Source organism: Oleiphilus sp. HI0125 (genome assembly GCF_001635355.1).
This window is the reverse complement of record NZ_LWGF01000901.1, coordinates 1-22,980: the sequence shown is the minus strand read 5'-3', so window position 1 is coordinate 22,980 and position 22,980 is coordinate 1. Positions and strand designations below refer to the sequence as shown.

Sequence of the window (22,980 nt, the reverse complement as noted above, 5' to 3'; positions counted from 1 at the left end):
GGGTATTTATATGGTTACAGTTTCCGAATCGGCACAAACCTACTTAGGGCAATTAATAGGGCGTCAAGACGAGCCTGGTATGGGCGTTCGTATGTTTGTGACGCAGCCTGGTACTAAGGGTGCTGAAACTTGCTTGGCGTACTGTAAGAAGGAAGATATCGTTCCTGATGATACGGTAGTTGAGCTTGAAGGTTTTAAATTGTACGTCGAAACTAAAAGTATTCCTTACTTGGAAGAAGCGTTTGTTGATTACGCCGAAGAGAAAATGGGCGGGCAGTTAACGATCAAGGCTCCAAACGCAAAAATGCCACGAGTTGATGAAAACTCAAGTGTTGAAGAGCGTATTCGCTATCTGTTAGTCACTGATATTAATCCTGGCTTGGCATCGCATGGCGGTGAAGTAAGTTTGGTTGAGCTGACTGAAGATAATGTCGCTGTACTGAAGTTTGGTGGTGGTTGTCAGGGGTGTAGTGCTGTATCAATTACACTTAAAGATGGCGTTGAGAAGCGTTTACTTGAGGTGATTCCTGAGCTCTCTGGCGTTAAAGACTCTACTGACCATACTGTTACAGATAACGCGTATTATAAATAGTCAGAGCGCTTGAAAAGACGCTGGCAGCCCGACGTCTTGCGCTTTAAATTAAAACCTATCTTTTTCTCGGTCGTCCCAAGCTTTTTGTGCTTTCTCAAGCGCTTTTTCTTGGCTTATATCTTTCTCAATTTGTTTCAGTGCGATCGCCGCTGTAGATACGACAGCAGCAACGCCATATTCGTCGTCTGTTTTCCCTCGCCAGAGCGATACCATATCTTCAAACGAAAGTTCGCTCGGCTTGACGTGACGTTTTCCAAATAGTTTTGGCCAGGTCTCTTGGTTCAACTCTCCATTCAATAAGTTAAATGTTGTGCAGTCGTTATCTGGATTGCGCTCAATTTCGCCACCCTCTCCTTTAAGGGTGATGCAGCTTGAATAATCTAACAGTTGCGCAGCTTCTTGATGTAAAGGTAAGTAAGGAGGGTGGAAAACACCTTGAATTACATGTTCGCTATCGAGAGGGTTGATCAGTCGTGATAGTGAGTGAACAGGGGAGCGCAGCCCGAGTGTATTTCTTAAGTCAATAAGGTCGGCGAGTCTTGGGCTGATAGCTTGCAGAGGCATATAGCAGAAGTTGCCCTCATTAAGCGCACTCTCGCACTTGCTCCAGTTTTCAGCTTTTGCTAAGCCAAGTTTGTCGATGATGGTTTCGGTATAAATGCGATTGTTTGTGTGCCCGCTGACGCCGTGCATGAAAACTCTATATCCCATGCTTGCGACTAAGTATGCGGAGTAGACAAACCAAGGGAGATATCTGCGTTTCCCAGCATACGAAGACCAGTCTATATCAGCATTAATATGTGCAGGTGCAGCAAGAGCGTTTTTAACGGCACGAACGAAACCAGCAAGTTCTTCTGATGTTTCTTCTTTGACGCGAATAAGCATTAAAAAAGCGCCGATCTGAATGTCTTCTACTTCGCCGTTTAGCACCATTGTCATTGCATCTAATGCTTCTTCATACGTGAAAGAGCGGCTGCCTTTTTTGCCTTTGCCTAGTATGCGCACGTATTGCGCAAAGGGATGCTCTTCTGCGCTTTGTCTAATATTGTCATGGATACGGACATCGTTACTCATATAAGCTACTTCCTTATTTGTATGAGGTTAGAGGCAGTTGGTAGGCTTTGGTAGGCCTGCTATTTTACTTGCATATTTCGCGGGACTTCCTGGGAAAAGTTGCATCAGGTAAATACTATTGCCTTTCTTTTCGCCAAGCTGTTGCTTCACGGTCTTAACTAAAATGCGCATGGCTGGGGAGAGCTCAAAATCTTCATAGAATTTGCGCAATAAAAAGATGATTTCCCAATGCTCAGGGCTTAGCGTGATGCCTTCTTCTTCAGCGATTTGTAAAGCAACATCTTCATTCCAATCGTTAAGGTTGACTAGAAATCCTTGAGGGTCTCGTTCAATCATGTTTCGTCTTATCGGGTCCAGGAAATAACTTTAGTGTGCTCACAGCTTAATTGGACAAACATTTCGTAGTTACAAAGTATGACTTGCTTGTTCAGCGGCGGCTCTAATCCTCTCGACAAGGTGTCGCTCTCAAGAGTGTATATATGCGGTATGCGCTCAAGTATGCGATTAACTAAGGACAAGTCTGTCGTTGCATAGCAAGCGTCCTCGATTAGTATTACGTCGTCAGTGTCATTGAGGCCGTTGATGAGAGTTTCCCAATCGCTTTTTGAGGATGGTGGCAGATTGATTGAATGTAAAGTGCTCATATAGCTGGCTCTGCTAGAAACGAATAACGGTGTCAAATTTTTCGAAAAGGCTGTTTAACTCGTTGTTCGCTACTTCAATAATGTTCTTATGTTCGGCATGGATCTTTGCTTTCAATGATTCTTCAGTGTTTCCCAACAGGTAAAGATCTTGAATTCCATAGATGGGGAATGCTTTAAAAGCTTTAGGTAAGTTCTTTCGTCCAACAGATTCAGGCGTTTGATTTGGAATGAGTTGAAAGGACGCGTCACCCTCAAATAATAAACTTACTTCTTGCTCAAAGCTGGCCGCTGCTAGAGCTAGGTCGACAGCCTCCTGATTAGCCGAATTAGCCATCGGGGCCTTGGTGAGATAGATCAAAATAGATTTTGTATTTGTCATGCTTAAGCTCCAAAGGTGATCAATCGATCAGCTTGGATATTGGCCTCTACAAGTTGTCCGAGGCCAGATAGCTCGAATGCAGAATGTATATTGTATGAGTCTTTGTTGTGACGCTCTGCTTCATTTTGATCAATGACGCCTCTGCGTGCAGCTGCTGCAATGCAGGTCACGGCATCAATGCTATTTGCTTCAATAAAGTCGGTCCATTCATTGAAAATGTTGATTTCATCTTGAGGTGGTGTAGCTAATCGATTCGATAGTTGTATGCCGTCTTGATATAGAAAAACGCGATAGATTTCATGGCCTGCAGCTATTGCTGCCTTGCAATACTGAAGAGCGGAATAAGGTGCTTGGCTGCTATAGGGTGAGCCTGTAACAAGTATGACTAGTTTCATAGAAGCTATTGTAGCGATGTGGTCGTAGTTTGTTGAGACTGAAAATGAAAAAGCCCCGCGAAAGCGAGGCTTTTTGCTGATGATCTATTCGAACCTATTCATCTCCAGCAAAAGCTGTCAGCAATTGAAGCAAGCTCAGGAACAAGTTGTAGATTGAAACGTACAAGCTGATTGTCGCCAATATGTAGTTTCTTTCACCGCCGTGGATAATCGCACTTGTCTGGAAGAGGATCGCAGCAGAAGAGAAAATAACAAAGCCAGCTGAGATCATAAGCTGCAAGCCCGGCATACTCGTAAAAAAGCCAATTAGCATTGCGCCTAACAATACAAAGAAGCCGATTGTTAAAAAGCCAGCTAAGAAGCTGAAATCTTTACGCGTAATCAGTGCATACGCAGAAAGGCCAAAGAATGTGAAGGCTGTTAAGCCAAGTGCGTTAGCAACAATTGGCATTGCGCCGGCACCAGCGAACATTCCAATGATCGGGCCAAGCGTGTAACCCATGAAACCTGTTAATGCAAAGGTGCTTACCAAGCCCCAAGCGCTGTTGCTTAGCTTTGCAGTTAAAAAGAATAGGCCGTAGAAGCCAACAAGAGTAACGATAATGCCAGGGCGTGGTGCATCCATTGATAGGTATGCAACGAATGCTGAGAACGCAATAGTTAAACCCAAAAGCATGTAAGTATTCTTCAATACAGAAGACACGTCTGCGCCAAGAGCCGCTTGGCTGTTACCCATAACTTGCGCTAACTTATCTTGCTCAGCGGTCGCTACTTTTGACTGAGGAAACTGTTTATCCTGCATGAAATAACTCCAGTTTTATGGCAGAAAATGATTCATAACTCCTACGTCATATAATAGGGCCATAGATCAAAAAAACAACTCACAAAACTTTCAGAAAAATCGAAAATAAAGCGTTGACACCCCCAAATAAATCATTAATATACGCCTCCGTTGTCGCAAGTCGGGCAACGTCGAAATGCGGTGAGCTGCCAGAGTGGTTGAATGGACTGGTCTTGAAAACCAGCGAGGGTTAATAGCCCTCCCGGGGTTCGAATCCCTGGCTCACCGCCATTTTTCTCTTTAATTTTCAGTAACTTACGATTGATAAACTGATTTGGTGCGATAATGGTGCTGAAATCAGGCTTCTTTTTCCGGCTCTGTACGATCAAATTCTTTGCTGATTCCCATTATTCCGCAGATTAGCTTTGCCATGTTCGCGCGATCTTGAGGAATAATGCTTACGGGTGGTTTCTGTACTACTGTGACCTAGTAGTGTGGACACTAAATCAATTGGAACTATTTCGTGAGCAACATAGATGAGAATGCATGCCGACAACGGTTTGCACCTCGATGTCCAACGCCAGCTTTTTTAAGATCGTCGTATAGTCATTTTTTACAGCGCGTTTTTACCAGATATCATCAGGATACTCACAGGCGTCGTACCGAAATATAGATCGCAGGTTCTCGGTTCGGATAGTAACATTATTTCGTCGTCGCATATGAAATTTTTCAGCAGGCAGGTCGTGTGTAAGTGTGAACTGCTCTTTTAGAATGTTTATTGCTGGCTGCAGAAGATGTATGGTTTGACTTCGCAAAGGCTCTTTTGGAACCTATACTCCTCTGTAGTACGCGCTCTGCGGACCGTCAGAGTCCAGTTAACCTGGTCTAGGCCTTCCCAGGCTACAGTCGTCTGTTCTAAAAACAATAAACCCATTCAGTATTTGAACAGGAACATATTGATGGCCTAAGGGCGGTAATAAGCCCCACTTTTTTAGAAATTCGATTTTATCCAGTTCAGCGGATGTAAACGGATCAGCTTCGCTTTCTTTATCCTCATTTTCTTTTAGATTTTTATTCGAGTTGGAAGATTATTTTGATAATGCTCGGGTCTGTGGTTAGATTCCGCTATCGGCACCACTGTTTAAAGCCAGAACCCGCTTTTATAGCGGGTTTTGTCGTTGTAGGGCTTTTTCCCATTCAACACCTTATATCTCACTGTGTCGAAATTGTGACGTGAAAGGGAAGTTTGATTTATTTAGTGCTTCTTTATTGCCCAATGAAATCTCTAACTTCATCTTCAGTTAGTACTTCATATGGCCAGCGAGGGTATGTGTATAGGAAGTCGTTGCCACCCTCTTTAATTTTAATCGCTGCTTGTATCTTAAAGTATGTGCCTACCGCATGCTTTTTTCGCATCGCTGACGAACATTCGACAAACATGTTCTCATCAAAGCCTTGTCCCTTAACGGGGCTAGCTCAAATCGCATGTTTTGAGCCACCAGTTGTGTGATTGTAAGTTTTTACAATTACTTCTCTACATGTGGGCATATCCCTTGTCCTTTGTTTTGTTAATTTTATATCTTTGCTTTGAATCCCAAACTAAACACAACGCCCCTGCCATCTTCTCGGTTATTGGCAGTTAGCTCTGCTTGGTGTTTGTCTGCTATGAGTTTCACCACATGAAGTCCAAGGCCGAGATGAATGTCTTTGCCCGTTGAGCGTGTTGAAACCATGGGGCTGAATAGCTCCATGGATTTCTCCGTCGGGAGTAGGGGGCCATCGTTGTCTATCTCAACTACCAGTTGCTCATTTTGGTTTTTGATTCGCACAGTAATGTGGCCACCTTCGGCGCAAAAACTCTGTGCGTTATCCATAATCTTGTCGAACATTTGTTCTAAGCGCGATGCATCACCGAGAGTCTGAAATTCCTCGTCTACTTCAAACTCGACGTGCACCGGTTCTTCCCAATGATCAAAGTAACGATGCAGGAACTTAGTTAGATCTAAGCTGGAGAGCTGTTCTGATTGCATTGCGCTCTCTAAGCTCGCGGCCTCAGTAAGGTGCGCAGTGATTTGATGAAGTTGGTCCGCGCCTGCATCGATCCGTTCCAAGTAACGATTACCTTTGAGTTCTGGTTGCGTTTCAGTCAGTAATTCAATCGAGGTTTTGAGTTTATTTAGCGGGTTTGAAATCTCGTGACGCAAGGTCTGCGGTATACGTTCTAAGAACGAAGTATATGCACGTTGTTTTTGAAGCAGTTGCGTAATCGCGCGCGATAGATCGCCGATCTCGTCGGGGAAGTTTTTACTCGCCTGAATCTCTGTTTTTTCGATACGCCCATGTTCGTCAATCGAGCGCTGTGATTCTGCGTTTAACTGAGTAACACGGCGTACCAAAAAGAATGCGTATCCCACGAAAATGAGTATCACAATGCAAATAGCAAATGCCAAACGAAAAGCGATGGATCGTACTTTATCTTCTTCTTGAGCGAGCACATGACTTGCTGACTCATCAATCACTACAACACCTAGCACCTCGCCGCTTTCGGTAATCGGGAAGCACGAGACAATCTGCCTTAGCTCACCGTTATGATCACGCTTAAATTCAACAAGATCGTCACTTTGCTGCAGGGCGTTTTGCACGCACTGGGAGTCGAAAGGTTTTGGTTTATCACCCTTGTATGCATCGCGGCCTCCATAGGCCCATTCGCGCCCTTGCTTGTCGTAAATCCATAGTCGCGAATAAGTGGTCTGCAGCTGGTCGATTACACGTTGTAATTCTCTTGCATGAAGGCCTAAAGGATTGAGTTTGTCCTCCATCTGTTTGGGTAAACTCGCGACAATGGCGCTAGGTCCAAAAGCAGGATTGTCGTCAATGTCTACGACGGCTAAATGTAATCGTGCATCTTGGCCATCTAAGTCATTTTTGTTGATGCGCAATTCAAGGTTATAGCCCCAATAGGTCTCGCGCCAATAGCCTTGAATACCGGTTTTGTGGCTTGGAATGTATTCACCTGAAACAGGGTGTTTGGCATCAATACCGTACTTCCATTCGAGGTTGGTAAAATAACTTGCAAGGTCACCTTCACCTTGCGCTGGAATAATCACGCGGCGTAGCGCACCGAGTTGGTCTCGGAAGGTCAGTTGAATGTGATCGTTATAATCTAAACGTAAGTGATTGGGCTGGCGTGTTTGTACGTTACGATCCAGCACTGATAGCGCAATATACAAGTATTGTTCGTTTTGGGTGAGCGCCAAACCAAATTTGGTTTCTGTTGCCATGTTGGTGCTAGCGCTCCAGAGAGGAAAGCTGGAATTATGCGCCTCGATGATGGAGGTCTGATCACCCCAATCATCAAACTGTCCATCTAAGCGAATAGGGCTAGAGGTAGTAGGAGCGCTAAGAGCGTACTTTTCTAGTTCGCTGTCTTCATTTCCGGCCAGCAGTTTTGAGATATTGACCTGAGTGGCCACCAAGCTTGTCGCGATGGCTTTAGTCTCAATCAACTGAACACGGCCCTGTGCAGAAATAGCGGTTTGCTGAATCTCCTTCCAGTACGACCACGTCAGTACAGGAATGACCAGTAACAGAAGGCTAAGAAAACTGATCTGCGCTTTAATGCCGAATCGTTGCATTAAGCAAGTTCCCAACGATAGCCGAAGCCGGGCTTGTTGCGAATCGCATTAAAGGCTTCGTCAATTTCATTGAACTTTTTCCGAACGTTCTTCACGTGAGAGTTGATCGTACCGGTCGTTACAACGCCTTGTCTGGTGCATGCGCAAAGATCATCATAAGAGCAGCCGGCGGCTCCCGAATCGACAATGGTGACGAATACTTGAAATTGTACTGCAGTGAGTGCAATGCTCTTGCCTTTCCATGTCACATATTGACGGTCGTGGTCTATGACAAGATCAGCCTCTGGCTGCAGAGCTTTTGTCTCGTTATTGATCGGAACACGACGCATATTGAAAATACGCATCGTGTTCTTCAGTCGCTCCGCTAAGAGGGATAAAGAGATGGGCTTAGTTTGGTAGTCCCACGCGCCTATACGAAAACCAAAGCCTTGATCGATTTCTTCACTTCTATCAGTTAAAAATACAATCGGTATATCCATACCTTGGTCTAATAAGGTGGTGCAAACAGTAAAGCCACCGTCATGATCGTCCTCTAATACAACATCTAAAAGTGCGATATCTGGATTAAGCGCAGGAATGCCTTCTAAAGCCGAACTGACATTCGAGAAACAATGGGTTTCAAAGCCTTTTGATTGTAAGTATTCCGCATAGTTTTGTTGTTGATCGAGATCGTCTTCGACAATGGCAATAACGGTGGACATAGGTGTGTTCGTCTTCTGTTTTTGTTGGCCTTACTGTAACGCAAAACCAATGGCCTATGGAGCCAAAATCCATAAATCCATAACTTCTCCATAATGCATCCATAGTATTGCTAGAAATGGGCGTTTTTGTCTTAAAGCTCCCAACCTTCCATAACTCCTCCATTGTGCTCCAGTGCCTCTCCATTACTTAGTTTTATCAAAACCGTTCAATAGCACTACGCCCAACGAAGCAAGGAACGAGCACTTAGAGCTACGTCATCTGCAAGGGATGCAAGTTGGGCGACCAAGCAAATACTTAAAAATAATGGAGAACGAAATGAACACACATTCAATAAAGAAAACCGCATTCGCCGCTGTACTTGCAACTGCTATGAGCCAGGCCGCTTTCGCACAATCATCAGCTTCAAGTGATGCACCACTTAATGAGGATTCAAATTCAGGAACCTACTGGGGTGTCGGTATTGGTACAGCACTAGGTGCCATCATTGGTGGCCCTGTTGGCGCAGCAGCCGGTGCAGCATTAGGTGGCAGCTTTGGGTATGGCCATGACCAAGGTGAGGCTTTAGAGGTGAGTGAGAATCAGCTCGATGCGCAGACCATGACACTCGCTAAGCTTGAATCTAAGTATGTGCAATCACAGCGCACCATCAGTAAGTTAAAAGTAAAGAACGCCAACATCACACGTGAAAACGCACTGCAGGCATCAGAGCTTGCCGACCTTCGCGCCCAAGAGATCACGGAGCGAGAGCAAGCGGAGATTCTATCGAATATCGCGAAGCATTATTCGCAAGAGATCTACTATCGCCACAACGAATCCTCGATTCCAGATTACGCGAAGGCGCGCATTGATGAACTCTCGGGCTTCATGCAAGTCCACCCAAGTATTGCCATCAACTTGCATGGGCATACCGATTTACTCGGGCCAGAACAAACGAACAAGGCTTTGTCGCAAGCTCGTGTCGATGCACTGAAAGACTACTTAGTTGAGAGTGGCATTGCAGCGTCCCGTATTCAGACCAACGCGCATGGTGAAGCGTTTGCCACGGTAACGAGTGGCGATGCAGGCAACTATGTCTTGGATCGTCGTGTTGTGATTGAGTTATCGATGCCAAGTGCTGAGCCCCAGCCGGTTGTGATGCACGCAGGCGACCGTTAATGAAATGCTTTATTGCAGTAGATGAAGCAACTTTGCTTCGTCTATGGCTGAAAGATCCTGCATTGATTCAGCCATTCACGCGTCCTTTCTATCCTATTCGTCGTCATCACGAAGCGGCAAATGAAGTAGTAAGCCGTTTAGAGAATGTAACCCTGAGTGCGACGCACGATACGCAAACAGAGAGTCTTGAAAGCACGCCGTCTTCCCAAGCGTAGCTCGCACCTTTAGGCCACTCCATGTGGCCTCTTTTTTACAAGGGAATAAGCCATGACAAACATAACAAAAACATCAATTCAACGCCTTGAAGAGCGCATCTCACTCATCGGCGTAGTGCTCTGTATTGTCGTATTTTGGTCGATGAGTGAAGCGGTATTAGCCGAGAGCAACGAGCCAAAAGGTCAGCTTCAATTTTATTCAGAAGACATGCGTACCGCTTTGGTTGCGCCTCTGGCTTTAGAAACCAATATCACAGGCAACATAAGTGGTCCTATCTTTCGCGCTAATGTTGCGCAGCGTTTTAAAAACCCTTCTGACCAATGGTTGGAGGGGGTGTATACCTTCCCGTTACCGACTAACGCGGCGGTCGATCAGCTGAAAATGTATATCGGCGAACGCGTGATTGAGGGGCAAATCAAAGAAAAACAACAAGCCAAAAAGACCTACGACAAAGCTAAAAAAGCGGGTAAGCGCACAGCATTGCTGGAAGCGCCCAAGGGGAACTTGTTTACAACACGCGTGGCGAATATCGCACCACAATCAGAGATCGTTATTGAGTTTAGTTTCCAGCAAACCTTGGATTTCAAAGATCATGGCTATGCGCTCCGTTTGCCGATTGTGGCGACACCCCAATTTGAAAAACAAAAAAGCCTAGTGTTTAAAAAGGAGCGGGTGAAAGGTGAGCGGGTGACCGTTGATCGAAAAGCATCGGATGGCGTTGAGCGTATTGGCTATCGAGAAACTGAAGAGCCCAATGCCAACCCAGTGAACATTCGTATTGATGTGAATGCGGGTCTGCCATTTGATCGTGCTTGGAGTGATAGCCACGCAGTGCATATCGAGCCCTCTACAGACAGTGCGTTTAGAGTAACTATGGATGGCGGGCCAGACGAGGCAAGTCGTGATTTTGTTCTGAACTGGTCGTATCAAGAACAGACGCATACTCAGCTCAATGTGTTTACCGAACAGAAGGACGGAGAGTATTACAACATGCTGATGTTGTTGCCGCCGGCATCATCTGATGATGTTGAGCAAACACAGCGCGCCGCGCGCGAGCTTATCTTTGTGTTGGACGTATCAGGAAGTATGTCCGGCCAGTCGATTCGTCAAGCAAAGGCTGCACTTAAACAGGCGATGCAGCAGCTTAACGATCATGATCGTTTTAATATTATCTTCTTCAATGATTCTGCTTGGCCTGTATTTGATAGGAGTAAAAAAGCCTCTACAACGAACTTACTTAAAGCACGCTGGGCGCTTGAAATACAGGATGCTAAGAACGGCACGCATATTCAAAAGGCCCTAGCCTTAGCGCTTAAACCTTCCAAACAAGATGCGTTGCGTCAAGTTGTTTTTATCACCGATGGCGCAGTGCACGATGAGGAAAGCTTGCTTGATTATGTACGTCGCAATCTTGGTGATACACGCTTGTTTACGGTAGGAATAGGTTCTGCACCTAACGGTTACTTCATGCGTCGGGCAGCGGAAGTCGGACGTGGCACGTTCACCTTGATCGGTAGCACGAATCAGGTGCAAGAAAAGGTAAGTCGGCTTCTTAAAACCTTGAATCATCCAGCGCTGACAGATTTGGATTTAGCGGTTGATACCGAGTATCGCGATCTCTTACCAAACCCGATTCCAGACTTATATGTCGATGAGGCTTCTTATCTACTGTTTAAGACCCGCGAAGCGCCTAACTCTCTCATCATCAATGCCAAGAGTGGCAATGAAGCGGTGTTCTTACAACACAATATAGAACCCGGAGCGATTAAAAGAGGTATTGCAGTTGAATGGGCGCGACGCAAAATCCAATACTTCACCGACAAAGCAAATCGCACAAGCGAAGGCGTCAAAGCACGTTATCAACAAAGTGCAACAGACTTAGCGCTGCAACATCATCAGCTCAGTCGCTATACCAGTTTAGTCGCGGTAGATGTTACTCCCGAGCGCACGCAAGAAGCACTGTTGCGACAGAAACTGAAGTCAAATCTTCCTAAAGGCTGGCAAAGTAAAAATCCCGATGGCGCGAAGTTGTATCTTGCTCAGACGGGCAACGGAACAACTTGGTTACTTACCATCGGTTTTCTGATCGTAGGGCTTACCGTTTTGCCTTTGCTAGCTTTTAACTTACTTGGTTTAAGTAAGAAGGGAGTACGCTATGAAACAGCTTAATAAACTAGCGCCATGGGTCTTAACAATTGGTTTGGCGTTAGGTTCGCTATTCGTTATGCAAGGCGCATGGATTCATGTGAAAGCGCTAACAGGGCAGTGGTTGATCGAAAACGCTTGGCTTAAAACAGAGCGTGACGGACGCAATTATAAACCGTGGCCGTGGGCAGATTTTTACCCCGTCGCACAGCTCAAAATACCATCCATCGGCGAGTCTTTGTTTGTACTGAATACACCCAGTGGGCAAGCACTCGCCTTTAGCCCTGCGATGACTGTGCATGTGGATGAAGAAACAGGCAAACAAATATTTCTCATCCAAGCGCATAACGATACGCACTTTAAAAATTTGCCATTGCTGGAGAAGGGGGCGTCGCTTCATCTCCAATCGCTAGAGTATGAGCAAGATTTTTCTGTGCAACATACCAAGCACGTAGACTCGCCAGTCCTGCAATTAAATCATGCGTTGGAGAGAGATCGTTTGATCCTCTCTACGTGTGATGAAGATGATTCTGAGAGCCGCAGATACTTGGTTTTGGGGGGGTGATCGCGATTTTCAATTTAATCGATATTAATGCTTTAGATATCGTTTAAACAGGCGAAATAGCACAAAAAGAACGTGCGTATAAGTTGTTGAAATAATCCAGAAGAATTCAAGAATATGCGAGGCACTCTTTTTAGAGGCTGTTCGTTAGTCAGCTTCCCTTTGAGCAGTCTGATTTAGCTGCTATTATCTTTTGATTAGTGAAGCGTATTATTGTTGGGCTGCATGGTTCTCTGCCACGACCTCAGTCAAACATGCATGGTCAAAGAGGGATTATATTAGCTTGTGATTCTCGGTATTTTAGCGAAAAGTATGGTGAAAACGCGCAACCCATACCTACATATTGTTTGATTAAACTACCAAATTTCTCGCTACTTGGAATTGCAAAACGTTCAGTCGATCAAGTAATTTTAGTGGTATTAAGGATTTTCTGAGTATGGCTCTAATTAGGTTATTACGAATTTGCTCTTGGTTCTTGTTTCCATTATTGCTGATAGCGTGCGACTCGAGCTCTATTCCAACTACTTATTCAAGTGAAAGTAATGACCCAATAAGTTTGAGATCGGGGCTTGTTTTTTCTGATGAAGCGTTTAGCGAGCGAGACGATCAAACGGGAGCATTCAGAACTCACTGTTTGGAATCACATGAAAGCAAGGATGATCCCTTGCTTTATCCTAATATACCTCGGGCTACTCATTCCCATGTTTTTTTTGGTAATCCCGATGTAGATGCGTTTACAACTTCAGATAGCCTGAGAACATCGATAAGTACAACATGCGACGGTCTTATATTGAACCGCTCAGCTTATTGGGTGCCGGCACTTTATGATGCGTTTGGTGAGCGCATAACTTATGTTGAACCTCTTTTTTACTACAAAACCGGTTATCATGTTCCAGCTCGATCTATTCAAGTTCCACCACCAAATTTAAAAATGATTGCTGGACAAGCCATGACAGATGCTTTGCAAAGCACTCAAGTAGTGAAATTTCGCTGTGCTAGCTGGGTTTCAAATCAGATATGGTTTGATCCAGGCGATCCTCTAGATCATATCGCTTATATTCCTGATTGCCCGGTCGATGATTTACTTGAAATACGCATTGTCTTTCCGCAATGCTGGGATGGTGAAAACCTTGAATCATCTGGTTTCCAGAGTCATATGGCTTATCCTATTGAGGCGACGCCACCGCAGGCTGGCACAGGTAGTTGCCCTGCAAGCCACCCAGTTGCAATTCCAGAGATATCATATAACTTCAATATTTACGTTACCGAAGATACTGGTCCGTCCTCCTCTTGGTCATTGTCCTCCGATATGAACGACGCATTGCCGGGTGGGTATAGCGCGCATGCGGATTGGATGAACGGCTGGGACGAAGAAGTAATGCGGGCAGTTGTCGAAAACTGCTTGAATCCAGCGTTTGAATGCAGCGTAGGGCTATTGGCCGACGGCACACGCTTAGTTTCGGTAATTGACGAATAGAAGCCACAACAAAAGCATGTGATTTAGGTGTCTCCTCAATTAGCGCTCTACTCATAAGAATTAAAGCGAACCCTAAGTTGATTCAATTTATGCATTCATCGAGAAAGTTAAATTGATTTCTCCGTTAACTTGGCTTTTATTGCTCTGTTTTTTTATTATCACGCTGTACATATCTTGCACAGCTTTTGTTCGCCAGATGCTATTTTTGCTTCTGGGGCGCCGTCCATAAATTCAAAACTTAGTTGCTCTTCGCGCATTGTTTTCTTGTTGCGCCTTTAAAATTCATAAATATCTGTTTGCTATAGACAAGCTCGCGATTTGATTTACCTAATCAACTTTTAACGTTAATTGATGAGAAATACCCGTTTTGGAATTAAGTTATTAAACCCTATACCCGCATGGTCTATGAGGGCGTTATTAGTCAGATCTCGGAATCAATCTACCAATAGGTAGACTTGTTAGTAGGTCGAGAAAATAGATTTAGTGATGATGAATATGATTTCAAATGCCTGATGGCTTATTTTAAAGATGCCTGTCGCAAGAGACATAAAGTACGCGTCGCAGCATCTAAGAGAACCTCACGAATAAAAACTCAGAATTCCTCATTTTCATTTAATGGCTATAATTAATAAGGGCTTTCCTCTTCAGTAATAGTCGTGTTTTTCGATTATGGAGTATGAAGTAAAGTAATATTTTGATGGAGAGTGGTATCTACGGCGGTTGGGGTGGCTATTCGGTGATAGTCATTTGGTACTGCGCATGTGCTGCAGTTGTTCAAGCAGCAAAACATACTACAGTTTAGCACTAGCAAGTAGATTTAATTTTAATTGTTCTACTGTTGCAGAAAAAATGTGCGACGAGCATAGGTTTTCTACGTTGTCTATTTATAAAGTTGGATAAACGGAAGTTGAATGACGTGAGTAATGTAAATGATGTTAGTAATGTGAATAAAAGGCCGTATCTAGTTGTAGATGACGATGAGACCTGTCTAGAGCTACTCAAGTACATACTTTTGGATTACGGTGATCATATTCGCTTTGAGTCCTCATCAACCGCTGCCCTGAGTTACGTGGAAAATAATGAAATCAAGGTCTTGCTCACTGATCATCGAATGCCGACGTTGAGCGGGTTAGAGTTGATTCGTCGAGTGAAGCAACTGTATCCCGAATGTTATGTGGTACTGATGAGTTCCTTTGATGATTACACAGAAGTGATCACTGAGTTCAACAACAAGCTACTTGATCAATACCTGTCCAAACCAGTTTCAAAGCCTGACCTGTACAACGTCATGGATAGAGTGAGACGAAATCTGCGCGGGCAAAAAGAGGTTTATAACTACGGTTTTGTCAGTCAGAACAAGAATGTTTTAAAACTGTTAGAAATGGTCCCGCGAGCGGCAAAATCTGGTTTGCCCGTAATGATTGTTGGTGAGACAGGGACTGGTAAAGAGTTAATTGCTCACGCTATACACGACCATAGCGCGCGTAAAGAGGGTGAATTTTTAGCATGCAGCTGCCCAAACTTAGTTCCCTCTTTAGCGGAGTCTCAGTTGTTTGGATCTGTGAAAGGTTCCTTTACCGGAGCTGACCGCGATAGTACTGGGATTTTTCAACAGGCGAAAGGCGGCACGATTTTCCTCGATGAATTAAACTCCTTAGATATGGCAATTCAAGGTAAATTACTGCGCGTTTTGGAAACTGGGAAGTTTTCTCGTTTAGGCGATCATGCAGTGCTTGATTTTGAGGGTGAGATTATCTCAGCGATTAATTTACCGGTTGATCAGGCGGTAGAGACAGGCTGTTTGCGTGCAGATTTGAAGTATAGGATGGACGTTGTCCGAATCAGTCTGCCTCCGCTGCGAGAGCGCCGTGATGATATTTTGCTATTGTTCAGACATTTTGCCGAACGATTAAGTCGCTCGCTCAAATGTACTGACGATGTGGAGCAGTTTTTGACCCACTATGATTGGCCCGGGAATGTTCGGGAGCTGGAAAATGTTGTCCGTTATATTATAGCTATGCACGATGATGAGGTCGTTACTCGTCAACACTTGCCCAGTTATTTGCAGGACTCAACATTATTCGGAAGTGATTTACCCACCCATGCTGGAGCACGCAAAGATCTTACTAAAAACGACATTATCAGCGCGCTCAAAGAATGTAACTTTAATAAAAGTGATGCCGCAAGCGCTCTAGGTGTTAGCCGAATGACGTTATGGCGGAAGATTAAGGAGCACAACTTATAACAGTGATACGGTTGTTACGCGTTTTTTATTCGTTGATACTTTTTTGTTACATTTTTTCGGAGGGAGCCAGTTGTAAGTTATTGATATTAATGTGATTTTTATTCTGGCCTTATCTTTGCTAAACAGTTCTATATGTTTAAGCCAGAGAGTAGTCGGTCATGGATCATACAGTCAGCCAACATCACACGAAGCACTCTAACAAATTTGTATTCGATACGGTCATCTCCACAGTTTTAATCCAGTTATTTGGTTTAGTTCTACCCTTATCAGTATTGGTCGTATACGACAAAATTATTCCCAACAACGCTGTCGAATCGCTCATCGCTCTCACGGTTATCGTTCTCATTGCAGTCGCTGTCGAGTGTTTCTTACGCTATATCCAAGAAGCTGGGGTCGCCTACTATACGTCGAGAAATGACTATTTTTTCAAGAATTTATTTTTGGGAGCGTTGACGACGAATTTCCGTCATATCAGTAGCGAGAACGTCCGAGCCGCAAAACAAATTCTCTCAAGCGATATCTCTTCTTCAATCTCTTTGCCCGTACGAAAGATTATTGCGTATGCAGAATTTCCATTTCTTATTTTATTTCTGATCTTAGTTGCGTATATCGCTTCGTGGGTAGTTTTAGCGCCCTTAATAACAATACTCGCATATTTTACGATCCTGAATTTTGCGTTGTCACTTCAAGCGGAAGCTAAGGAAAGCAATGGTTCTCAACAGGAAGGTTCTGACATTATCGTCCAGGAAGCTTTGGGCTGTGTAGAGACGATTAAAGCATGTGGCTCTGAACAGCAGCTGTCTTCCGAATATGCGCGTCTTTCCCGACCAGCGCTCAAAACAAGACATATTTTCGATATGGTTTCTGTAGACGTGATTACACTCACCAATGTGTTTTCACAACTGATAATCATAGCTACTGTCTCAGCGGGCGCTGCAGCCTATTTTGGTGATCACATCTCCATTGGAAGCATCGCAGCTGTCACAATCATCAGTGGTCGCATGATCCCACTAGCTCAAAGGGTAGCGCTTACTTTTCAAAGTCGTGATGGTTTGAGCGCCGTGCAAAGTAAGTTTGATCAACTTCTCTCCCCTTCGTCAGAGATTCCCGAAGACTTCACGTTGGATGAAGACATTACTATCAGTATTGCAGGTTTAAATTATCCAGATCACGAAAGTAGCGAAGATATTGAGCTGAAGAAAGGTGATATTTTAGTAATCAGCGGAGCTAATAATGCTGGGAAATCAAAATTATTATCTTCCCTAGCAGGGCTTTGTGAGCACGATCAAGCGGTCATTAGTTACTCTGGTATCGATGTTAGAAAAATTGCCAACCGAGATTTGACACCTTATATCTCACTTTGTCCGCAACAACCAAAATTAGTCAAGGGTTCGTTTTTAGACAACATCACGTTACATAACAAAAGCAGAGAATCATCTGCCTATGACGTGTCACATGAAATTGGGTTGACGAAAGATTTGGCCAAGTTCCCTAAGTCTTTCGATGAGTACCTTGATAATGTTGACTATGGTGTTTTTCACCAAGGCATGCGACAGAAAATCGCGATCGCAAGATGTCTCTGTTCCAATACGCCGGTTTTACTGTTTGATGAGATCAACTCTGACATGGATCCGGTATCTAATAATCTATTTTTGGAGGCCATAAAACGCCGTCAAAAGGACCATATTATTATTCTTGTAAGCCAGCAGTCGCAGTTTATTAACTTGGGCACAAAATATCTTTGCGTTTGAGAAAAATACAGTACAGGGGCAGATGAATGAATAATTACCATGAATATGACAGCGACCGTTTCGATCCACTCTCAGACGGATCTGACGGACATCGTTTCTCCCTCGATGATAGTGAGAAAGAAACCCACAACAATATAAGGGTATTGGTTAGGTTTTTGAAAAATAGAGCTTTCGAGGGTGACAGTTTAACTGTAAGACGTGTCCTTGGTTATAGAGACGCATTTGTTCGGACTGATCAACTTGCAGAAGTGTTAGGGCGGCTTGGATTTTTGAGAAATTATGATGAGATTTTTTCAAGCCAATCTGAATGTCGACGATTTCCTTATTTTGTTGTGGATGATGAAAAGCTGTTACTAGTTGAATCAATTGATCGTGATTCCATTTACCACGTTTTCGATGGTGATGATTACCTTGAGATGCGAGAAAGTCAGCTGCTTAACAAGCGGATGATGTACTTTATTTTTGACGAAGAGAAAGAGCATCTTGAAGCAAGAAATATTGATTATGTTCGAGAAACATTTGCACGATTCAAACCTTTAAAAACTCATGTACTTTTGACTAGCGTGTTAACTGGATTTTTTGCGTTGTCAGTACCACTAATAGTCATGGTGGTTTACGACCAGGTTTTACCCACGGGTTCTTACCTAGTTCTCATTGGCAGTATTATCGGAGCACTGATACTACTCGGATCTGAGTTTGTGATGAGATTGATTCGTGGACGTATCTTGTGTCAAGTGTCTACACGGTTCTCATCCATCATGAAGCCGAAAGTACTTAATAGGATTGTACGCCATCGGCTAATCGATTTGCTCAACTCTGAACTTTCGACCAAGTCACAGCGCGTTGCCGAAGTTGATAACATAAGCCAGTTTGTTACCCATCCTACCGCGCAGGCAATATGTGATATCCCAATTGTAGTTATTTTCGTTGTTCTGTTAACAATATTATCTCCTGGACTCGGTGTTATGGCTTGTCTCGGCATCGCTTCGATGTTGATCGTTGCTTGGAGTTTACGCCGAATTGAAGGGTCTTTGAGCCTTCGTGTTAGTCGAGAGAATACGAAGTTAAATGATCTAAGCTCCGAGCTAGTTGATTGCTTTGCTGAATTATCTAACTCGGGATCCGTAGAGCGTTGGCGTTCAAGATACCAGAGGGTTTGTCTTAACCATGATACTGCTGTTTATGCTGAAGGCCGCCGAAAAGCGATGTTGAATGGCTTAACTAGCCTGATTCTTGCCATTACTGGGCTAGGTGTCTTAGTCATCGGCGCCAGCGAGATTATGGCAGAAAGAATGAATTTTGGTGTTCTGATCGCAGCCATGATTTTGATTTGGCGTTTGTTATCTCCAGTCAAACAAATCGCGATGAGTTTTGATTTGATCGGTAGCGTCAGACGAGCGGTTACTTCAGTAAATCAGATATGCAATAGTGTGATCGAAAGCATATCTACTAATCGTGGTTACTGTAAGGAAGATCTGTCCTCAAAAATTTTTCTGCAAAATATAGCTTTTCGTTATCATCATGATCACGCTATGGCGCTTCAGATCCCTCAGCTATCTCTGCCTGAGAAAAGCACTATCATTGTGTCTGGTCACAGTGGGGCGGGAAAATCTACCCTATTGAAATTGATAGCTGGACAATTTCAACCGCAATCTGGTTCTGTGCATATAGGGGGCCTGGACATTCGCAGATATGCCGCGTCTGAGTACCGCTCTTCGATTGCCTATCTGTCTGAAGAACCCCAGATTCTAACAGCCTCTCTTCGTGACAATTTACTGGTCGCTTCGGTTAATTCGAGTGATGGGCGATTGCGGCAGGCATGTGAAAAAATGGGATTGTTTGACGATGATCAGCTACTTCCTGAAGGTCTTGACACTCCGATGGGTGGAGAGCGCCAATACCCCGCAAGTTTCACCAAAAAGATAGGGTTAATTCGTCTTTTTCTTAGAGATGCGAGTTTGATTATCCTTGATGAGCCTAGTCGTAACCTTGACGAGTATTCTGTCGGGTATTTGATGGATTACATCAAATCAAAAACGTCTGAAGCAACAATGATTATTGTCTCCACTCATCCTTATATCCGAAGGTTGGGGCAGCACGAAGTTCTCATGGAAAACGGTCGTGTGCAGGAAATTAAACGTTTGAATTCTGGTGATTTTGTGTAAGGAGATGGCAATGAAGAACCTTTATCAGTCAATTAGCCGAGCATATGGAAAAAATAGCGAGCAAACCTTGCTCTACAGTTCTGAATTTGACAAAGAGAATCCGGGGAAGATGTTCACCCTCGCCCCAAAATTGATTTTAGTGACTTTAGTGTTGTTATTACTCTGGGCTTCGATCGCGCAGGTTATCGAGGTAACTCGCGCCAACGGCAAGTTGGTGCCTTCAGACTCAATCGTACAGATCCAGCACCAGAACTCTGCTGAGGTCATTGAGGTCGCCGTTGCAGAAGGAGATTTAGTAGAGCAGGGAGATGTACTTTTTATGCTCGATCCAGTATTGATGGCTTCGGAATTGTCTCAGTTGCGTGCACGGCATGCTTTTTTATCGATAGAGTCTGAGCGGTTGCACGCGTTGATAGAACGTAGGAATCCAGATTTCTCTAATTTCGTGGATAGTTATCCGACTGCTGTAAAACACAACATCGTTGCATTTAACAGTCAAAAAGACGTTTCTATGTCGAAAATAAATGGCTTGAAATCTAGAGTAGAACAGAAAAAGCATGAGCAGAAATATTTAGAGGAACAGCTGAAAGTCGAAGAGAATCATTTGGCTTCTATCGATGAGAAGGTCAGCATGATTAAAACGCTAAAAGAAAGCGGAAATCAGAGTAAATTATTGTTGATTCAAGCATCGCAGGAGCGCGACGAGATGCTTTCAAAAATGAGTAACGTAGTTGGTCGTATAGCTTCTGTGAATCAAGAGGTAATGGAGGCAGAACATGAGATTGCAGAAACTTATGCCGCGATAGATGAAAAAGCAACAATGCGCTTAGCGGCAATTGAGTCCGAGCTACACGAACTTTCACAGACCTTAACTAGAACGGAACACTCCTTTGATAACCTCGTAGTTCGCTCACCCATTAAAGGGTTTGTTACAGGTTTAACAATCGACGCTGTTGGCGAAGTAGTGACACCTGGAGCTACGCTAGTCGAGATTATCCCCTACGACTCTCTAGTAATTGCAGAGGCAAAAATCGATACCAAGGATATCTCCTCCCTCAAATTGGGCCAAGATGTCAATGTTAAAGTGACAGCATTTGATTTTTCTCAACATGGCATGGTTACGGGAACCTTACAGAAGGTCTCTAAAAACAGTTTTCAAGATGAAGACGGTCAACCTTACTACAAAGCTAATATAGCACTGGATGACCAGTGGGTCGGGTCTGAGGGAAATCGCCTATTGCCCGGCATGGTGGTTCAAGCTGATATTTTAAGTGGTGAAAAAGCGGTGATTCAATACTTGTTAAAACCACTTCGCCTCGCCTCACAGCGCGCCTTTACTGAAAAATAAGGAGATTAGTGATGAGTTATACACCTTATACTGACGGTCAGAATACATCCCGTAAAGGTAAAGTCTCTGGGTCATCTAATCAGACTTACAATCAGCACGTAGATAAAAGTGTCGACGAAAAACAGGATAAACCCATATCTCCTGAAGCAGATCCAGTAGTACCGCGTCAATCGGAACTGCCAACTAAACCTCCGGCTCAGGAAGCTGGAAGAGATGTAACAACGGACTCTGTCGGACCAATATCAAGCGGCACCACCGCACCATCGCCTGTCACACCGACTAGAAATACTAGTAATTTGGAGAATGAAGGCAATCAGATTGATCAAAGCACATTTGGAGAGCCGTTGCCGCTCCCCGACTATGACACCGGTGCAGGTTTGAACGGCGGATTTAACGGTGTCGCAGGCGCTTCTGTTTCAGGTAACAATAACGATAATCGTATCGACGAAATGGGCAGTGAGGCTCAGGATGCACCTGTTGACTTGGACGTTCAAGTAGGTGAAGCGATCGGAATCGAAGATACCGCTATTGCTCTTGATATCGACATTACTCCTGGCGATTTGGCATCACCAACAACAAAAACACTCATTATTATAAGCGATTTGCCTGAGGGAAGTCGTTTGTCAGCAGGCGTGGATAATGGCGATGGGAGCTATAGTTTAGCCCCAGACGATCTTGATGATCTATTTTTTATCCCAAGTCCGCATAGTGGCGATGACGTTCGTTTATCGGTCAGTGTTATTGAGTATGAAGAAATTTCATCCGACCAAGACACTTCTGTAAATGACGAGTTTACCCTTACTCAAGAGGTGGCAGTTGACAGCGTGTCTATCGTTGAGATTGGTCGTGTTGATACGAACCTTGATATAAAAGTTGAAGCTATCGCCGATGCTCCGCTTGTGGTGACGCAACAGGCAGAGGGTAACGAGGATACTGCTATCGATCTGAATATCTCGACATCTTTAGTTGATGGTGATGGTTCTGAGAAGATTACGTCGATAGTGATAGCTGATGTTCCATTTGGTGCGAGTCTTTCTGCTGGAATAGATAATGGCAATAACACCTGGACGTTGACTGAGAGTGACCTTTCGGGACTAACCATTACACCTCCCAAGGACAGCAGTTATGATTTTACATTAACAGTCCGAGTTACGGTCGAAGACACTGATGCTGATTCGGGCGCAACGACTTCTGCTGAAACGGTCACGCCATTGCCTGTAACTGTCATAAACGTTATTGATGAGATAACGCTCAGGGATGGGTATACAGAGGTAAATGAAGATAGTTCAATGCAATTGGATATCTTCAGTATGATCATAGGTAATGTCGACCCAGATAGCATTGTGAGCGTTATGTTTTCGCAAGTGCCAGACGGCGCAGTGTTTAGCCACGGTACGGTCAATGCTGATGATACAGTGACCGTATTGGCCGAGGATCTAGCAGCGCTGACGTTAACGCCTCCGTTGCATGACAGTACTAACTTCACGCTAGATGCTATGGTGACGCATCAGGAGGAAGATCCAGATAGTGGTGTGATTACAGAAGCAAGTAGCACCGCACAATATCATGTTTCAGTTATCCCAGTGGCGGATGTCCCAACGTTACAAGCGAACGACATTAGCGGAAACGAAGATGAACCGATTAGCCTGGATATAACGGCGGATCTTGTCGATCTAGATGGTTCTGAGTCGATTACTGCGGTGCGTTTCGAGGG

General features: G+C 44.2%; 20 protein-coding genes and 1 tRNA gene. 12 read left to right on the top strand and 9 right to left on the bottom strand.

Annotation, left to right across the window (positions count from 1 at the left end; all coding sequences use genetic code 11):
* The first annotated feature begins 10 nt into the window (after positions 1 to 10).
* Entirely contained in the window at positions 11 to 592 is a 582-nt protein-coding gene (gene nfuA, locus A3762_RS15495) for a Fe-S biogenesis protein NfuA (protein ID WP_068756485.1), read from the top strand.
* A 48-nt stretch (positions 593 to 640) separates the two neighbouring features.
* Here the strand turns inward: nfuA and A3762_RS15490 are convergent, their stop codons facing one another.
* The 6 genes from A3762_RS15490 to A3762_RS15470 form a co-directional block, all read right to left on the bottom strand.
* The gene (locus A3762_RS15490) at positions 641 to 1,666 is read right to left on the bottom strand and encodes a glycosyl transferase family protein (protein ID WP_068756483.1); all 1,026 of its coding nucleotides are present in this window, start codon (positions 1,664 to 1,666) and stop codon (positions 641 to 643) included.
* A 27-nt stretch (positions 1,667 to 1,693) separates the two neighbouring features.
* Positions 1,694 to 2,002 (bottom strand): TusE/DsrC/DsvC family sulfur relay protein, encoded by a 309-nt coding sequence (locus A3762_RS15485; RefSeq protein ID WP_068756481.1) that lies wholly within the window; start codon positions 2,000 to 2,002, stop codon positions 1,694 to 1,696.
* 8 nt (positions 2,003 to 2,010) lie between these two features.
* Positions 2,011 to 2,310, bottom strand: a complete 300-nt coding sequence (tusB, locus tag A3762_RS28865; protein ID WP_082869173.1) for a sulfurtransferase complex subunit TusB — start codon at positions 2,308 to 2,310, stop codon at positions 2,011 to 2,013.
* A 13-nt stretch (positions 2,311 to 2,323) separates the two neighbouring features.
* A complete protein-coding gene (locus tag A3762_RS15480; protein ID WP_068756479.1) occupies positions 2,324 to 2,689 on the bottom strand; it encodes a DsrE family protein in 366 nt (121 codons plus the stop codon).
* A gap of 2 nt (positions 2,690 to 2,691) precedes the next feature.
* Positions 2,692 to 3,084, bottom strand: coding sequence for a sulfurtransferase complex subunit TusD (gene tusD, locus A3762_RS15475; protein WP_068756477.1), 393 nt, complete (start codon positions 3,082 to 3,084; stop codon positions 2,692 to 2,694).
* 94 nt (positions 3,085 to 3,178) lie between these two features.
* Positions 3,179 to 3,820 carry a Bax inhibitor-1/YccA family protein gene (locus A3762_RS15470; protein WP_068756531.1) on the bottom strand — a complete coding sequence of 214 codons (642 nt, stop codon included), beginning with the start codon at positions 3,818 to 3,820 and terminating at the stop codon, positions 3,179 to 3,181.
* Positions 3,821 to 4,065: 245 nt separating this feature from the next.
* Between A3762_RS15470 and A3762_RS15465 the strand changes: the two genes are divergently transcribed.
* Positions 4,066 to 4,156: transfer RNA gene (locus tag A3762_RS15465), tRNA-Ser, on the top strand.
* Between the two features lie 975 nt (positions 4,157 to 5,131).
* On the opposite strand, the gene A3762_RS26560 is transcribed toward A3762_RS15465, so the two are convergent.
* From A3762_RS26560 to A3762_RS15455, 3 genes are all read right to left on the bottom strand, one after another.
* Complete coding sequence (locus A3762_RS26560; RefSeq protein WP_156493492.1) at positions 5,132 to 5,305, bottom strand: hypothetical protein; 174 nt, start codon at positions 5,303 to 5,305, stop codon at positions 5,132 to 5,134.
* Positions 5,306 to 5,439: 134 nt separating this feature from the next.
* Positions 5,440 to 7,500 (bottom strand): ATP-binding protein, encoded by a 2,061-nt coding sequence (locus tag A3762_RS15460; protein ID WP_068756475.1) that lies wholly within the window; start codon positions 7,498 to 7,500, stop codon positions 5,440 to 5,442.
* Positions 7,500 to 8,201 (bottom strand): response regulator, encoded by a 702-nt coding sequence (locus tag A3762_RS15455; RefSeq protein ID WP_068478712.1) that lies wholly within the window; start codon positions 8,199 to 8,201, stop codon positions 7,500 to 7,502. Before A3762_RS15455 ends, A3762_RS15460 begins: the two co-directional genes overlap by 1 nt.
* Before the next feature lie 316 nt (positions 8,202 to 8,517).
* Between A3762_RS15455 and A3762_RS15450 the strand changes: the two genes are divergently transcribed.
* The 10 genes from A3762_RS15450 to A3762_RS15405 form a co-directional block, all read left to right on the top strand.
* Complete coding sequence (locus tag A3762_RS15450) at positions 8,518 to 9,357, top strand: OmpA family protein (RefSeq protein ID WP_197469293.1); 840 nt, start codon at positions 8,518 to 8,520, stop codon at positions 9,355 to 9,357.
* Positions 9,357 to 9,572, top strand: coding sequence for a hypothetical protein (locus tag A3762_RS15445; RefSeq protein ID WP_068478705.1), 216 nt, complete (start codon positions 9,357 to 9,359; stop codon positions 9,570 to 9,572). Before A3762_RS15450 ends, A3762_RS15445 begins: the two co-directional genes overlap by 1 nt.
* A gap of 52 nt (positions 9,573 to 9,624) precedes the next feature.
* Positions 9,625 to 11,742 carry a marine proteobacterial sortase target protein gene (locus tag A3762_RS15440; RefSeq protein ID WP_068756471.1) on the top strand — a complete coding sequence of 706 codons (2,118 nt, stop codon included), beginning with the start codon at positions 9,625 to 9,627 and terminating at the stop codon, positions 11,740 to 11,742.
* Positions 11,729 to 12,283, top strand: coding sequence for a sortase domain-bontaining protein (locus tag A3762_RS15435; RefSeq protein ID WP_068756468.1), 555 nt, complete (start codon positions 11,729 to 11,731; stop codon positions 12,281 to 12,283). Before A3762_RS15440 ends, A3762_RS15435 begins: the two co-directional genes overlap by 14 nt.
* Before the next feature lie 433 nt (positions 12,284 to 12,716).
* Complete coding sequence (locus A3762_RS15430; RefSeq protein WP_068478697.1) at positions 12,717 to 13,757, top strand: DUF1996 domain-containing protein; 1,041 nt, start codon at positions 12,717 to 12,719, stop codon at positions 13,755 to 13,757.
* A 916-nt stretch (positions 13,758 to 14,673) separates the two neighbouring features.
* Positions 14,674 to 16,002, top strand: a complete 1,329-nt coding sequence (locus A3762_RS15425) for a sigma-54 dependent transcriptional regulator (RefSeq protein WP_068478693.1) — start codon at positions 14,674 to 14,676, stop codon at positions 16,000 to 16,002.
* Between the two features lie 158 nt (positions 16,003 to 16,160).
* The gene (locus A3762_RS15420; RefSeq protein ID WP_068756466.1) at positions 16,161 to 17,753 is read left to right on the top strand and encodes an ATP-binding cassette domain-containing protein; all 1,593 of its coding nucleotides are present in this window, start codon (positions 16,161 to 16,163) and stop codon (positions 17,751 to 17,753) included.
* Between the two features lie 26 nt (positions 17,754 to 17,779).
* On the top strand, positions 17,780 to 19,918 hold the full coding sequence (locus tag A3762_RS15415; protein WP_068478687.1) for an ATP-binding cassette domain-containing protein: 2,139 nt from the start codon (positions 17,780 to 17,782) through the stop codon (positions 19,916 to 19,918).
* Between the two features lie 10 nt (positions 19,919 to 19,928).
* Positions 19,929 to 21,266, top strand: coding sequence for an HlyD family type I secretion periplasmic adaptor subunit (locus A3762_RS15410; protein WP_068478684.1), 1,338 nt, complete (start codon positions 19,929 to 19,931; stop codon positions 21,264 to 21,266).
* Positions 21,267 to 21,277: 11 nt separating this feature from the next.
* Positions 21,278 to 22,980 (top strand): hypothetical protein (locus A3762_RS15405; RefSeq protein ID WP_156493490.1); only part of this gene is annotated, 1,703 nt, incomplete at its 3' end.

Coding starts and splice junctions, on each gene's coding strand:
- A3762_RS15445 (WP_068478705.1), top strand. CDS start 9,357: ATGAAATGCTTTATTGCAGTAGATGAAGCAACTTTGCTTCGTCTATGG.
- A3762_RS15470 (WP_068756531.1), bottom strand. CDS start 3,820: ATGGGTAACAGCCAAGCGGCTCTTGGCGCAGACGTGTCTTCTGTATTG.
- A3762_RS26560 (WP_156493492.1), bottom strand. CDS start 5,305: ATGTTTGTCGAATGTTCGTCAGCGATGCGAAAAAAGCATGCGGTAGGC.
- A3762_RS15485 (WP_068756481.1), bottom strand. CDS start 2,002: ATGATTGAACGAGACCCTCAAGGATTTCTAGTCAACCTTAACGATTGG.
- A3762_RS15415 (WP_068478687.1), top strand. CDS start 17,780: ATGAATAATTACCATGAATATGACAGCGACCGTTTCGATCCACTCTCA.
- A3762_RS15480 (WP_068756479.1), bottom strand. CDS start 2,689: ATGACAAATACAAAATCTATTTTGATCTATCTCACCAAGGCCCCGATG.
- A3762_RS15460 (WP_068756475.1), bottom strand. CDS start 7,500: ATGCAACGATTCGGCATTAAAGCGCAGATCAGTTTTCTTAGCCTTCTG.
- A3762_RS15440 (WP_068756471.1), top strand. CDS start 9,625: ATGACAAACATAACAAAAACATCAATTCAACGCCTTGAAGAGCGCATC.
- A3762_RS15430 (WP_068478697.1), top strand. CDS start 12,717: ATGGCTCTAATTAGGTTATTACGAATTTGCTCTTGGTTCTTGTTTCCA.
- A3762_RS15450 (WP_197469293.1), top strand. CDS start 8,518: ATGAACACACATTCAATAAAGAAAACCGCATTCGCCGCTGTACTTGCA.
- A3762_RS15490 (WP_068756483.1), bottom strand. CDS start 1,666: ATGAGTAACGATGTCCGTATCCATGACAATATTAGACAAAGCGCAGAA.
- A3762_RS15420 (WP_068756466.1), top strand. CDS start 16,161: ATGGATCATACAGTCAGCCAACATCACACGAAGCACTCTAACAAATTT.
- nfuA (WP_068756485.1), top strand. CDS start 11: ATGGTTACAGTTTCCGAATCGGCACAAACCTACTTAGGGCAATTAATA.
- A3762_RS15410 (WP_068478684.1), top strand. CDS start 19,929: ATGAAGAACCTTTATCAGTCAATTAGCCGAGCATATGGAAAAAATAGC.
- tusD (WP_068756477.1), bottom strand. CDS start 3,084: ATGAAACTAGTCATACTTGTTACAGGCTCACCCTATAGCAGCCAAGCA.
- tusB (WP_082869173.1), bottom strand. CDS start 2,310: ATGAGCACTTTACATTCAATCAATCTGCCACCATCCTCAAAAAGCGAT.
- A3762_RS15455 (WP_068478712.1), bottom strand. CDS start 8,201: ATGTCCACCGTTATTGCCATTGTCGAAGACGATCTCGATCAACAACAA.
- A3762_RS15435 (WP_068756468.1), top strand. CDS start 11,729: ATGAAACAGCTTAATAAACTAGCGCCATGGGTCTTAACAATTGGTTTG.